The organism is Sphingomonas canaveralia (assembly GCF_047238125.1).
Taxonomy (GTDB): domain Bacteria; phylum Pseudomonadota; class Alphaproteobacteria; order Sphingomonadales; family Sphingomonadaceae; genus JBDFMH01.
The window spans coordinates 3428413-3441973 of sequence record NZ_JBDFMH010000001.1 but is presented as its reverse complement, the minus strand read 5'-3'; the positions used below and the strand labels follow the sequence as shown (position 1 = coordinate 3441973).

Here is a 13561-nt window from a genome sequence, read left to right as displayed (position 1 = left end):
TATGATCGAATTCGAGCCTGTTGTTGATGCAGCGATGCCGCGCAGCCTAGTGATCAGGGCCGTTGGCGGCGAAAGGTCGGCAGACCTTCGGGAAAGTCCGCACCCCGCCAGTTGCCGCCTAGCCCCATCCGGTCCGCCGTCGGAAAGCGCGCCGCGAACTCGGTGATCGGCATGTAATAGAGGAAGGACAGCTGGCGTTCGGCGAACTTCCAGCACCCGGCTTCTCGACGATAGCGATCGGCATAGCGGATCGCAGCGATACTGGCGACGCCATCGGGTGAGGTCTCGGCATGCGCCAGCACCAGCCCGCTCGCGATATCGGCGTCCGCATCGTCGAACCGCACGAACCGATCATGCGTCCAGTGATAGGCCGGGCCGCGGATCGCGAGCATCCGCCCGAACATCGCCATCACGGCCTCGCGGCCGCTGGCATCCATCAGCCGGTCGCGGGACTGGATCACGACATCTTCGGTGAACAGGCTTTCGAGACGATCATAGTCGTGCTCGTCGCAGGCGATGCCATAGGCACTGCAGAGTTCGGCGATCTCCGCACGCGCCTCCAGCCGATCGATCCTCAATTCGAGCGAAACCATGCGCGTCTCCAAAACCATGCATATCGCCGAGCGCGGCGTTCAATAGCGGACGGTCAGCTGCAATTGCACCGTCCGCGGCAAGGTGCCGTATCCGCTCTGATCCGCGCTGATGCCCGCGGGCGTTCCGGTGCCGGACCCAGTCGCCGGTGCATCCTGCGCGCCCAGGAAATATTGGCGGTTCGTCAGGTTCTTGCCGATCAGCGCCAGTTCGTAGCGGCGATCCGGGGTGCGGAGCTGGAAGCCGGCATCGAGCGTGACATAGGATCCCACTGCCGATAGCGGATTACCCAGGCTGGAAGCAAGGTAGTTGTCGCTATAGCGGGCGTTCGCGTTGAAGCCGAAATCGATCGCCTCGCTCAGCGAGCCATCATAGCTGATCCCCAGCGTACCGGTCCATTCGGGTGCCACCGCTGGCGGGCGTCCGCTCAGATCCTGCTGCGGGAAACCGCCGGGCCCCGTCGGGCTCGGGCAGCCGAGCTGGGTGCTCTGGCCGGAATAGCAGGGGCCGGTGAAGCTGCGGAAGCGCGCCTTGTTGTAGTTCACCGATGCATTGAACACGAGCCCGGGCACGGCGCGCGGCGCATATTCGAACTCGGTCTCGATCCCCTTCGTGATCACCGACCCCGCGTTGATCGTCAGGAACGCGAAGGTCGGCGAATTGAAGAAATCGACCTGCAGATTGGTATATTTGAAGCGGTAGAGCGTAGTGTTGAACCGCAGCTGGCGATCGAGCAGCGTGGTCTTGATCCCCGCTTCGACCCCCTTGGCCTTTTCGGGTTCGAAGATGAAGTCGGCGGCGGGATCGGTCGATAGCGCGCTGTAGATGCCGGAGTTGGAGAGGCCGCCCGACTTGTAGGCAGTTTTGTAGGCGGCATAGAGGTTGACGTCCTCGGTCGGCTTGTAGGCCAGCGTCACTTCCGGCGACCAGTTGGTGAAGGTCTGGTCGGCGTTGACCGCAACCCCCTGCACGAACAGCGCCGTCAGCCCCGGGTTCACATAGGGCTGGATGAAGTAGCTGTCCTTTGTCTCGCGAATGTAGCGGACGCCGGCGGCAAGCTCGAAGCGCGGCAGGAATTTCCAGTTGACCTGGCCGAAGCCGGAGATCGTCTCGCCCTTGGTTTCGCTGTTCTTCGAATAGGCCACGAACCGCATGCCGGCCGGCGCGGCACTATTCTCGGCGCCGGCGAACAGCACATTCTGGTCGAACACACGCTTGGTGTTCTGGTAGAATACGCCGGCCAGCAGGTTCAGCGGACCTTCGAAATCGGTGGTGACGCGGGTCTCGTTGGAAAATCCGCGCCATGTGGATCGTTCGGTCGCCCAGATCGGGCCGGTCTGGTAGGCGCAGTTGCAGTTCCAGCTATTCGTATTCTCGTTGTAGAAAGTTGTCGACGTCAGTTTCACGTCGCCGAAATCATAGTCGATATTGCCGATCAGATTCCACGACCGATAGCGGTTGTAGAGATCGCCATCGCCTGCGAACGGGGTCTGGCTGGCGATCTCGGCCGGCAGATCGTTCTGGTGGACCACGAAATTATCGTCGCGGCACGGTACGGTCGGCGACAAGGTGCTGAAGCCGTTCGCGCAGGCGAAGTTCACATAGTTCCAGCTGTTGTTGTTGACCCGGTTGCGATCGATGTTCGCTTTCAGCGTTGCGGTCAGCTGACCGGTCGGCTTCCATTGCAGCGTGATGCGGCCGAGGAATTCCTTTTCACCAGGCTGTTCACGCGCCGCGACGGGGGCGGTGTAGTTGGTGGTGGCCCCTGTCGCCACATCAGTGGTTGCATAGGGGATCACCGGAGATTCGTTGCGATAATAGCCGCCGAACATCTTGCTGCCGCGCAGGGCGACGCGCACGCCGAGCGTATCGGTCAGTGGCGTGGAGATCACGCCTTCGGCATAGATCGTCTCCGACTTGAATTCATAGCCGGTGCGACCGATCACCTCGAGCTTGTCGCCGGGATTGGCGGTGTTGATCGAAACGACGCCCGCTGTCGCATTCTTGCCGAAGAACAGCGCCTGCGGCCCACGCAGAATTTCGATCCGGTCGAGATCGAAGAAGCCCTCGTAGATGATCCGGCCGAAGCCCGAATAGGCGCCATCGACGACGGTCGCGACCGACTGTTCGATGCCGATCGACGTGGAGTTCGATCCGATACCGCGCATGCTGAGCTGCGCGCCCGAGCCGGATGAGGCGCGGCCGACGGTAAATTGCGGTGTGGTGGCAGCGATCTTCTCGATGCTGGTGATGTCGCGCTGCTGGATCTGCTGCGGCGTGATTGCCGAGATCGCGACCGGGATCGTCTGCAGCGATTTATCGCGCCGCCGCGCGGTGACGACGATATCCTCGATGCCGGTGCCGGCAGTGGTCGCTTCCGCGGCCGGTGCCAGCGGCGCAGACGTAGGGTCGGCGGTCTGCGCCTGGGCGCTGCCTGCCATCAGCGCGGCAAGGCTCACCGTCGCCAGCGTGATCCCGTGAAGATGTGACATGTTGGTCCCCCCTGGTCGAAAGTCTGATCTGGCTTTTCAATCCGCGGCCCGTCCGCTGGCATCAGCGCCGGCGTGAGGCCCGGTCCGCTTCTGAAAGAATATATTGTCGGAGGTCGGCCACCTGCGCGGCATCGAGCTCGTCGAACTGCGGCATGCCGCGGCTGGCCAGAGGCCCCTCGCGCAGCAGCCCCGCAAAGGCCTCAGCATCGCGCACCACCGGTGATGCGCGCAGGTCGGGCGCCGCACCAACCCCGACCGCGCGGAAGCCGTGGCAGACGCCGCAGCGCTGCGCGAAGGTGATGACGCCGCGCCCTTCGGCTGCCGCGTCTGCCCTAAAATTGGCGAGCGGCGGGATTATGACCGGACCCTGCCGGGTCGGTGGCAGCGCCGCCTTGCCATCCAGTGCAAAGGTCAGCACCCGCCGCGCCTGGGTAGCGGGGTTCAGCCCGAAGCGTTCGAGCAGCGGGCCGAGATAGGCGCCGCTGCCGCCCATGCCGGTCAGTACCGTCACATATTGGCGGCCACCCGCGGAATAGCTGATCGGCGGCGCGATGACCGGCGATTTCGCATCGAAGCGCCACAGCCGCTTGCCGGTGGCGGCATCATAGGCATTGAAGCTGCCGTCGATCTGGCCCTGGAACACGAGCCCGCCAGCGGTGGCGACCACGCCGCCGTTCCAATATCCCGGCGTCGGCACGCGCCAGCGCGCGGTCTGCGCAAGTGGATCCCAGGCGGTCAGCGAACTCTTGCCGATGGCATCGAGCGGGAAGGAGGCTGCCAAACCTTCGTCCAGCACATTGTCCGGCGTGCGCTTCCATGCCTTCAGATCGATGCCGCGATCGTTGAAGGTTGAGGAAAGCTCGATCGAGGGCAGATAGACGAGCCGCGTCTTGGGGCTGTACGCCATCGGCAGCCATGTGTGCGCGCCCATCGGGCTGGGCGCCATCTCGAAATCCTTGCCGTCCTCGAACCGGATGCCGGCGACCTCGTTCGGCCGCCCCGTCTTAGGGTCGATACCGGTCGCCCAGGTGACAGGCACATGCGGCTTGGCGGAAATCAGCCGGCCGGTGCGACGATCGATGACGTAGAAGAAGCCGTTCTTCGGCGCGGTCATGAGCACCTGGGTCGGCTTGCCGTCGATCGGCAGCGTCGCCAGTTCCATGTCCATTGCGGCGTTGTAATCCCAGCTCTCGCCGGGGTTGGTCTGATAGTGCCAGACATAGTCGCCGGTATCGGCATCGAGCGCCACGATCGACGACAGGAACAGATTGTCGCCCTGCCCCGCGCTGCGGATGCGGTAGCTCCACGGCGCGCCGTTGCCGGTGCCGATATAGATGCGGTTCAGAGCCTCGTCATAGGTGATGGCATTCCAGACGGTGCCGCCGCCGCCATGCTTCCACCACTCGCCGGCCCAGGTCTTCGCGGCCATCGCCATGGCCTTGTTCTCGAACCCGTCGGCGGGATTGCCCGGCACGGTGAAGAAGCGCCACAGCCGCTTGCCGGTTTCGGCATCATAGGCGGTGACGTAGCCGCGCACATCGGAAGAATCCGCCCCGCCATGGCCGATGATGACCTTGCCCGCGAACACGCGCGGCGGGCCGCTGATGAAGCGGTAATCGTCCTTGCCGACCGTCATCTGCGACCAGACCGGCTTGCCGGTACGCGCATCCAGCGCGATCAGGCGGCCATCCTGCGTACCGGTATAGATCTTGCCGTTCCACCAAGCGACGCCGCGGCTGCCCCAGCCCTGCCGCAGCTTGCGGCCCGCCGCTTCCGCCGCACCCGGATCATAGGTCCACAGCAGCTTGCCACTGGCGACATCGACGGCGTGGACCATGCTGTAGCCACTGGCAAAGTAGAGTGTACCGCCGACTTCGATCGGGCCGGTCACGCTGTTGCCGGGCGTTTCGATATCGAGCGACCAGGCGAGGCCGAGCCGGGCAACGTTTCGCGTGTCGATCTGTGTCAGCGGGCTGAAATGCTGTTCGCCATAGGTGCGGCCGAACGCCGGCCAGTCATCCCCGTCGCTGGCGTCGCGCAGCTGGGCGATCGTGCCGGGGGCGACCGCGGCCGCCACCGCCGCCGATGCCAGCAGCAACGGTGCGAGGATTCCCAGCATCGAACGCTTGGCCACCCCGGTCCTCCCCCAGCCCGTGCGCTTGATGCGACACACTTGGCTGGGCGCAGCAAGAGCATAGATCGGAGGGGTTGTAAATATGCACAGAGGATATCCTGTGTGTAATCAGGATGTCCTTGCTGCATCCTCGATGATCAGGTCGGCACCGCGCCATGCAGTCGCCATCGCCGGGCCGTTCGTGTTGGCGGAGGTCTGCGCAGGGAAGATCGAGATATCGACCACGCGCAGGCCGCTGACGCCGTGGACGCGCAGCCGCGGATCGATCACCGCCATCCGGTCCGTGCCCATCCGCGCGGTGCCGCAGGCGTGATATCCGGGCCCGGAATAGGTGTTGAACGCGTCGAGTATCTCGTCGTCGCTCTCGAAGTTCGGGCCCGGGATCGTTTCCTCGCCGACGATGCCGACGAGCGATGGGTGCGACAGCAGCCGGCGCATGTAGCGCACCATTGCCACGCTGACCCGCCGGTCATGCTCGTCGGTCAGATAGCCCGCCTTGATCTCAGGCGCTTCGGCAGGATCCCGCGATCGGATATGCACGCTGCCCTGGCTGCGCGGATTGCTGGGATAGCCCATGAACTGCATACCGGGCAGCGATTCCAGCGTCGGGCCCTTTGTCCAGCCATCCCACGAGCGCAGATCCATCGACGTGCGCGAGGCGATCAGATGCACGTCGGGACGGGTCGATTGCGGATCGACCTTGGCGAAGGCAGACATGTCGAACCCCGAATAGGCCATCGGCCCACTGCGCATCAGCAGATAGCGCGCGACGTTCAGCGGCAGCCGCCAGCCGGAAAACTGGCGGTTGGCGCTCCAGTTCTTCAACAGCCGGCGCTGCATGATGATCAGGCAATGCTCGCGCAGATTCTCGCCGACGCCCGGGCTGTCGTGAAGCACTTCGATCCCCAGATCCTGCAGCCGCCCGGCCGCGCCGATCCCAGACAGCTCCAGCAGTTGCGGCGTCTGCAGTGCCCCGCCGGACAGGATCACCTCACGTCCGGCATGATAGCTAACCTCGCGATCGCCTTGCCGGCACAGCACACCGACCGCGCGCCGCCCCTCGAAGAGGACGCGGGTGACCAGCGTCTCGGTCACCACCGTCAGGTTCGGGCGGTTGATCACCGGATGCAGGAACGCCTGCGACGATCCCGAGCGACGGCCCTGCCCCATATTGTAGACGGTGTAGCCGATCGCCTCGTCGCGCGGCTCGTTCAGATCCTCGACGACCGGCAGGCCCATCTCACCACCGGCATCGATCAGGCGGTCCATCAGCCGGCTGCGTTCCGGATTGACGGTGACCTGGACCGGGCCACCCACGCCGCGTGCCTCGCCCGCGCCCAGCGCATGGTTCTCCATCTGCTTGAAGATCGGGCCGATCTGATCCCAGCCCCAGCCTTCATTGCCGAGCCGAACCCAATCCTCATAATCGCCGGGGTGGCCGTGGAAATAGAGCATGCCGTTGATCGAGCTCGATCCGCCCAGCATGCGCCCGCGCGCCCACATCTCGCCGCCCGGCTTCACGCCATTGTCCGGCCCGGTCTGGAAGAAGCGGGCCTTCTGCTCGGACAGCAGCAGCTTGGCGAAGCCGCGCGGCATCGTCGTCATCAGCCCCTTGTCGTCGGGGCCGGCCTCGATCAGCAACACCGTTCGGCGCGGATCGGCAGAAAGTCGGTTGGCGACGACGCAGCCTGCCGCACCGGCCCCACAGATGATGTAATCGAAGGTGGCGGCGGGGGCGGAGCCGGCAGCGTCAGGCATTCAGATAGCTCCCGCTGAGCATCACCTGTTTGATGTCGGTGAACTCGAAGATCCCCTCGTCGCCACATTCGCGGCCCCAGCCGGACTGCTTGACGCCGCCGAACGGTTCGGTGAGCGAAATGCCCGCGGCATTGATCGCGACCCCGCCCGATCGCAGCCGGCGCGCGACATCCATCGAGACCGACTGGTCGGCGCTGTAGATCGATGCTGCGAGCCCGAACTTGCTGTCGTTTGCGATCCGCACGGCATCGTCCATGTCGCGATAGCGGATCACCGCGGTGACGGGCCCGAACACCTCTTCCTGCGCGATCTCCATGTCGTTCGTCACGCCGGTCAGCAGCGTCGGTTCGTAATACCAGCCGCGCTGCATGTGCGCGGGACGGCGACCGCCGGCAGCAACGCTTGCCCCCTGCTGGACCGCACGCGCGACCATCCGCTCGGCGCGTTCGCGCGCGCGCTCGACCGCCAGCGGCCCGCGATCGACATCGTCCCACGGCAGGCCGACGCGGATCCGGCCATAGGCATCGGCCATCGCCTGAACGACCTCGTCATGCCGGCGATCGGACACCAGCACGCGCGACAGGCACACGCAGACCTGGCCCAGGAAGCCGGTCGCACCATCGACCAGCGTCGCCATCACCTGATCGAGCGGCACATCGTCCGCAATAATCGCGGGCGACTTGCCGCCCAGTTCGAGCGCGGTGCGCGCCAGCCGCCCGGCGCTGCGCCGCACGACATCGATCGCGATCGCGGTGCCACCCGTCAGCGCGATCATGTCGACGCCGGGATGCTCCACCAGATGCTGGGTAACCCCGGTGCCGGCCGCCAGCATCGAGACGACGCCTTCGGGCAGATCGGCCTCCTCGAACGCCTCGGCCAGGATCCGCGAGGTGAGCGGCGATTCCGGCGCGGGCTTGATGATGACCGGGCAGCCCGCCAGCAGCGCCGGGATCACCTTCATCCCCATCAGCACGATCGGGCCGTTATAGGTCAGCACTGCCAGCACCGTGCCGATCGGTTCGCGCAGGATCAGCGCCTCGCCCATTGCGCTGCGGCGGCGCTCCTCGAACGCCAGCTGCGGCGCCCGTTCGATCGCGTTGCGCCAGATCATCCGGCCTGCACCGCTGTTGATCATCTCGCCATGCGCCATCGGCGCGCCCGCCTCGAGCAGCCAGGCGATGTTGAGACGATCCAGCCGCGCCTCGATCGCATCGGCAACACGCGCGCAGGCGGCGGCGCGATCGGCGACCGACATGCGCGGCCACGGCCCTTCGTCGAACGCCTTGCGTGCGGCGGCGACGGCAGCATCGGCATCGGCGATGCCCGGATCGGCAACGGTCGCGACCAGTTCCTCGTCCGCCGGACAGATTACCTCGACCGCGGCATCGCCGAGTGCGTCCTGCCAGCGACCGCCGATGAACAGTTTGTCCAGCCCCGGCACGCTCGGCAGATCAGGCTTCGTCCCCATGATGCTCTCCTTGGATATGGTTCAGCGCACCGAACGGTGCAGCAACAGGTGCGCGGCGCGCGCTGCGGGCATACCGACCTCAACCCCGCAGTCCGCGGCAAGCGCGTTGACCGCGCTGATGATGCCGTCGCGATAGGTGCTCATGCCATCGCCCATCCGCGCGAGCCGGGCATCGACGGTGGCGCCTGCGATGCCGTCGGCTTCCACGATGGCGAGGCCCGCCATGCCGCTGTCGTCGCGTCCGCGCCCGCCATCGGAACAGATGAAGCCGAACGGCCCCACCGTCTGGATATGGCGCGCGCCGCTGCGTCCGGTGTGTCCGGCGGTAACGAGGATATTGCGGCGGTCTTCGGGCAGGCCGAACACGATCGAGTCGGTCACGATGACGGCGCGGCCGTCGGGCCCCTCTTCTACGACGGTGCGGTTGGTAACCTGATAGCCGCCGGGCCTGCCGGGGTCGTTGTCCAGCATCAGCCGCGCCGCTTCCGCTACCGCCATCCCCGGCCGCACGCCGCAATCCTGCGCGGGACGGTTGCAGCGGCTGACGATGCCGTTGCGATAGAGATCCATGCCGTCGCCCAGGATCACCGTCATCACGGCGGCGGCGGCAGCGGGGATGTTGAGCGCTTCGTAATACCAGAGGCCCGCGATCCCCGCGCCATCGGGACCGATGCCCGCGTCGAACCCGATCGCGGCGCGCGGGCGATGGTCGAGCACGAGCCGCGCCGGCAGCACGCCGATATAGGATGCGGTAACGACGACATCGCTTTCGGCATTGTCCGCGCGGATATCCGCAGCGCTGTCCATCACTGCGATCGCGCCGCGCGCAGAGCGGTGCACTATGGTCTGCAGATCGCCCGACAAGCGTCTCTCCCGTATATTTGAACATGGCTTTACATACAATCAGACCGCGCTACTAGCGTTTTGAAGGCGCATGGCGCTGGTATGGGGGAAGGATCGTCATGGGCCAGCCGCAGCTCGACCAGCCGCCATTGCTGTTCACCGACATGATCCGCATCAACGCCGCCCGCTTCGGCGCGAAACCCGCCGCCATCTGCGACGACGACGTGCTGAGCTGGTCCGATTTCGACCTGCGCACCAATCGGGTCGCGAATGCGCTGATCGCCGAGGGTTTGGCCAAGGGCGACAAGGTCGCACTGGTGCTGAACAGCTCGATCGCGATGTTCGAGCTGATCTGGGGCACGGTGAAGGCCGGCGGCGTGATCGTGCCGCTCAACATCATGATGTCCGCCGACGGACTGGCGGGTACGATCGACAATTGCGATGCGCGCTTCATCGTCGCCGAGCCCGCCACTCGCGCGAGTGTCGATGTGATCCGCGAACAGCTCGGCAAGATCAAAGCCGACGGCTACTTCACGCTGGGCGAGGCTGACGACAAATGGCGCGCGATCGCACCGCTGATCGATGCCGCGCCGTATGCGGAATGCGGCGTCCCGCTCGCCATGTCCGATCCGATGAATATCATCTACAGTTCGGGATCGACCGGCGCCCCCAAGGGCATCGAGCACAGCCAGTGGGCGCGCCACATCTACACGTTCGGCTTCGGCTACGGGCTCGAGATGACGCGCTTCTCGGTGCCGATCTGCTCGACTCCGCTCTACACCAACGGTACCTGGATCACGATGCTGCCCGCCGTCTATCTCGGCGGCACCACGGTGCTGATGACGAAATTCAGCGCAGAGCGCTTTCTGGCGACGGTGGCGCTGCACGGCTGCACCCATGCCTTCGCCGTGCCGACCCAGTTCATCGTGTTGCTAGAATCGGGCGAGATTTCCCGACACGACACATCATCGCTGAAGGTATTGATGAGCGGCGGTCAGGCGATCGCGACCACCACCGTCGAGCAGATGAAGCAGCAGTTGCCGCACGTGCGGCTCTATGAATGCTATGGCATCACCGAGGGATTCAGCACGCTGGCCTCTCCGGAAGACAAGGCGCTGCCGGGCAAGGAGAAGACGGTCGGCTTGGCGCTGTTTGGCGGCGAGATCGTGATCCTGAATGATGGCGGCAATGTGCTGCCCCCGGGCGAGGTGGGCGACATCACCGGTTACGGTCCCGCGCTGATGACCGGATATTATCGCAACCAGCAAGCGACCGAACGGATGATCTGGCGCGATCCGCGCGGCCGCACCTTCCTACGCTCCGGCGATCTCGGCCGGATGGACGAGGACGGCTATCTCTACATCGCGGGCCGCGTGAAGGACATGATCAAGTCCGGCGGGATCAACGTGTATGCGTCCGACATCGAGGATGTGTTCATGCGCCATCCTGCGGTGGCCGAAGTGGCCGCGATCGGCGTGCCGCACGATCGCTGGATCGAGACGCCGCTGCTATTGGCGATCCTGCGCGAAGGTCACGCGATCGACCCCGAGGAATTGCGCGCGTGGGGCAATGCCCAGCTCGGCAAATGGCAACGTGTGTCGGCAGTCGAGTATCGCGACGAGTTCCCCCGCGCCACGCATGACAAGATCCTGAAACGCGCGCTGCGCGCCCCCTATTGGCCGGATTGACCGCGCCCCCAGCTTGAGGACCACACGATGGCCTATCAATATCCTGAATATCAGTCGCTGAAGCTGGATCGGCCCGCCGACCGGATCCTGCGCATCACCATGTCGCGCGGCAAGATGAACGCGATGGATTTCGAATTCCATCATTCGGTGGCCGAGATCTGGCGCCATGTGGAGGAGGATCCCGACACCAGCGTCGCAATCCTGACTGGCGAAGGCCGCGCCTTTTCGGCCGGCGGCGATTTCGACCTCGAAGAACAGGTCATCCAGGATTTCGACTGGAAGGCACGGATGTGGAAGGACGGCCGCAACCTTGTCCTCAACATGCTGAACTTTTCAAAGCCACTGGTCTCGGCGATCAACGGCGCGGCCGCGGGCGGCGGGCTGGCCGCGGCGATGCTCTCGGATGTCACGCTGATGGCGCGATCGGCGAAGCTCGCCGACGGCCATGTCCGGCTTGGCGTGGCGGCGGGCGACCATGCCGCCATCATCTGGCCCTTGCTGTGCGGCATGGCGCGCGCCAAATATTATCTGATGTCGGGAAAGCCGATCACGGCGGACGAGGCCGAGCGCATCGGCCTGATCACCTTCGCGGTCGACGACGACAAGCTGCAGGACCGCGCGCTCGAGATCGCGCTCGATCTGGCGCAGTGCGCACCGTCGGCGATCCGCTGGACCAAGCACTCGCTGAACAACTGGATGCGGATGGCGTGGCCGATCTTCGAGACGTCGCTGGCGCTCGAGATGCTGGGTTTCGCGGGACCGGAAGTGAAGGAAGGGGTGGCCGCCTATCTCGAAAAGCGCCCGCCCGCATTCAATCCCAGCTCGCCCCTATAACGCCATGGCGATTCCGCTCACGCTGGATTTCACGGGCAAGACGGTACTGGTCGTCGGCGGCACGACCGGTATCGGCAACGGCATCGCCTGCGCATTCCGCGACGCTGGCGCCGACGTCTGGATCTGGGGCACCCGCGCCGATGGTGCCGCCTATGCCGGCGAGGACGGTGATCTCGCCGGTCTCCATTATGCACGCATGGACGCGACCGACGCTGCCGCCGTCGCGGCGTGGGAGGCGCCGTTCGATCGGCTCGACGCGCTTGTCTGCTCGCAAGGGCTGGCCGTCTACAAGCGCCGTGAGTTCGAGGCGGACATCTTCCAGAAAGTCATCGACGTGAACCTAGGCAGCCTGATGAACTGCGCACGCCGTTTCCAGGGCGAACTGAAGGCAGCGGGCGGCTCCATCATCTTCATCACCTCGGTCGGCGCATTCCGCGCCACCCGCGGCAACCCCGCCTATGCCGCGTCGAAGGCCGGCGCGACCGGCCTCACCCGCGTGCTGGGCCAGGCGTGGGCGGCGGATGGCATCCGCGTCAACGCAATCGCGCCGGGCCTGGTCGAATCGCGCCTCACCAAGGTCACAACCGGCGATCCCGCCCGGCTCTCGAAGCGGCTCGAAGGGATCCCCGCGGGACGGCTGGGCACGCCGGACGACATGGCGGGCGCTGCGCTGTTCCTCGCTTCGCCGCTGGCCAGCTACATCGTCGGCCAGACGATCGTCGTCGATGGCGGGCGAATGCTGTGAGCGGGCCGGATGCGCTGGCCGAATGGCTCTCCCGCGCGGCACCCGAGCCGATCCTGCTGCCCGATCTACCGATCGTCGATCCTCATCACCACCTCTGGGATCGTGGTGGGCACCGTTATCTGCGCGATGATCTGCTGGCCGACCTAAGTGCAGGACACAGGATCGAGAAAAGCGTGTTCGTCGAATGCCGCGCATTCTACGACGCCACCGCGCACGAACCGCTGCAACCGGTCGGCGAGACACGGATGGTGGCGCAGCAGTCGAGCTCGGCGCGGATCGGCGATCGCATCATCAAGCCATGCGCCGGTATCGTCGCCCGCGCAGACCTGACCCTGGGCGCCGCGCTTGGCCCGGTGCTGGACGCGCACCAGGCGGCAAGCGACGGCCGGCTACGTGGCATCCGCTATTCGGTCGCCTGGGATGCGAGCCCCGCGATCCATGCCGCCTACCCCGCCGAACCCGGCATGCTCGCGCGGGACGACGTGCGTGCCGGCCTGGCGATGCTGGCGGATCGTGGCCTGGCCTTCGACGCCTGGCTCTATTTCCACCAGATCGACGATCTCATCGCGGCCGCCGATGCCGTGCCGCACCTGGCGATCATCCTCGATCATCTTGGCGGGCCGATCGGCATCGGCCCTTATGCCGACCAGCGGCAAGAGGTGTTCGGCGCGTGGCGATCCAGCCTCGCCCGGCTGGCCGAGCGGCCCAACGTCTCCGTCAAGCTGGGCGGGCTGGGCATGGCACTGGGCGGCTTCGGTTTCCGCAAACACCCGGTGCCGCCGTCTTCGCAAGAGCAGGCCGATGCTTGGCGGCCCTATGTCGAAACCGCGATCGATCTGTTCGGGCCCGACCGCGCCATGTTCGAGAGCAATTTCCCGGTCGACATGAGCAGCGGGCGCTACGCGACGATCTGGAACGCGTTCAAGCGGCTGTCGACTGGGGCCTCGGCCGACGAACTCGACCGGCTGTTCGCGGGTACGGCGAGCAGCATCTACAAGATCTGAACCG

General features: G+C 65.5%; 10 protein-coding genes. 4 read left to right on the top strand and 6 right to left on the bottom strand.

Features of this window, described 5'->3' with window-relative positions:
* Nucleotides 1-53 precede the first annotated feature (53 nt).
* The 6 genes from ABC347_RS17210 to ABC347_RS17185 all read right to left on the bottom strand — a co-directional run bounded on the left by ABC347_RS17210 (nt 54) and on the right by ABC347_RS17185 (nt 9307).
* Complete coding sequence (locus ABC347_RS17210; protein ID WP_413246932.1) at nt 54-593, bottom strand: nuclear transport factor 2 family protein; 540 nt, start codon at nt 591-593, stop codon at nt 54-56.
* Nucleotides 594-632: 39 nt separating this feature from the next.
* Nucleotides 633-3083 carry a TonB-dependent receptor gene (locus tag ABC347_RS17205; RefSeq protein WP_413246931.1) on the bottom strand — a complete coding sequence of 817 codons (2451 nt, stop codon included), beginning with the start codon at nt 3081-3083 and terminating at the stop codon, nt 633-635.
* Between the two features lie 61 nt (nt 3084-3144).
* Complete coding sequence (locus ABC347_RS17200; protein ID WP_413247094.1) at nt 3145-5202, bottom strand: PQQ-dependent dehydrogenase, methanol/ethanol family; 2058 nt, start codon at nt 5200-5202, stop codon at nt 3145-3147.
* A 123-nt stretch (nt 5203-5325) separates the two neighbouring features.
* Nucleotides 5326-6975, bottom strand: coding sequence for a GMC family oxidoreductase (locus tag ABC347_RS17195; protein WP_413246930.1), 1650 nt, complete (start codon nt 6973-6975; stop codon nt 5326-5328).
* Entirely contained in the window at nt 6968-8443 is a 1476-nt protein-coding gene (locus ABC347_RS17190; RefSeq protein ID WP_413246929.1) for an aldehyde dehydrogenase family protein, read from the bottom strand. The genes ABC347_RS17195 and ABC347_RS17190 overlap by 8 nt, the downstream gene beginning before the upstream one ends.
* Before the next feature lie 21 nt (nt 8444-8464).
* A complete protein-coding gene (locus ABC347_RS17185) occupies nt 8465-9307 on the bottom strand; it encodes a hypothetical protein (RefSeq protein WP_413246928.1) in 843 nt (280 codons plus the stop codon).
* A gap of 98 nt (nt 9308-9405) precedes the next feature.
* On the opposite strand from ABC347_RS17185, the gene ABC347_RS17180 reads away from it, so the two are divergent.
* From ABC347_RS17180 to ABC347_RS17165, 4 genes are read left to right on the top strand one after another with little or no spacing between them, the layout of a single operon-like run.
* A complete protein-coding gene (locus ABC347_RS17180) occupies nt 9406-10974 on the top strand; it encodes a class I adenylate-forming enzyme family protein (protein ID WP_413246927.1) in 1569 nt (522 codons plus the stop codon).
* 27 nt (nt 10975-11001) lie between these two features.
* Nucleotides 11002-11808: an enoyl-CoA hydratase/isomerase family protein gene (locus ABC347_RS17175; RefSeq protein WP_413246926.1), complete on the top strand. Its 807-nt coding sequence runs from the start codon at nt 11002-11004 to the stop codon at nt 11806-11808.
* 4 nt (nt 11809-11812) lie between these two features.
* Nucleotides 11813-12553: an SDR family NAD(P)-dependent oxidoreductase gene (locus ABC347_RS17170; protein WP_413246925.1), complete on the top strand. Its 741-nt coding sequence runs from the start codon at nt 11813-11815 to the stop codon at nt 12551-12553.
* The gene (locus ABC347_RS17165; protein ID WP_413246924.1) at nt 12550-13557 is read left to right on the top strand and encodes an amidohydrolase family protein; all 1008 of its coding nucleotides are present in this window, start codon (nt 12550-12552) and stop codon (nt 13555-13557) included. Before ABC347_RS17170 ends, ABC347_RS17165 begins: the two co-directional genes overlap by 4 nt.
* Nucleotides 13558-13561: the final 4 nt, after the last annotated feature.

What these genes read in the sequence shown, in the direction of transcription:
- ABC347_RS17190 (WP_413246929.1), bottom strand. Translation starts at nt 8,443, where the DNA reads ATGGGGACGAAGCCTGATCTGCCGAGCGTGCCGGGGCTGGACAAACTG.
- ABC347_RS17195 (WP_413246930.1), bottom strand. Translation starts at nt 6,975, where the DNA reads ATGCCTGACGCTGCCGGCTCCGCCCCCGCCGCCACCTTCGATTACATC.
- ABC347_RS17205 (WP_413246931.1), bottom strand. Translation starts at nt 3,083, where the DNA reads ATGTCACATCTTCACGGGATCACGCTGGCGACGGTGAGCCTTGCCGCG.
- ABC347_RS17175 (WP_413246926.1), top strand. Translation starts at nt 11,002, where the DNA reads ATGGCCTATCAATATCCTGAATATCAGTCGCTGAAGCTGGATCGGCCC.
- ABC347_RS17170 (WP_413246925.1), top strand. Translation starts at nt 11,813, where the DNA reads ATGGCGATTCCGCTCACGCTGGATTTCACGGGCAAGACGGTACTGGTC.
- ABC347_RS17200 (WP_413247094.1), bottom strand. Translation starts at nt 5,202, where the DNA reads ATGCTGGGAATCCTCGCACCGTTGCTGCTGGCATCGGCGGCGGTGGCG.
- ABC347_RS17210 (WP_413246932.1), bottom strand. Translation starts at nt 593, where the DNA reads ATGGTTTCGCTCGAATTGAGGATCGATCGGCTGGAGGCGCGTGCGGAG.
- ABC347_RS17180 (WP_413246927.1), top strand. Translation starts at nt 9,406, where the DNA reads ATGGGCCAGCCGCAGCTCGACCAGCCGCCATTGCTGTTCACCGACATG.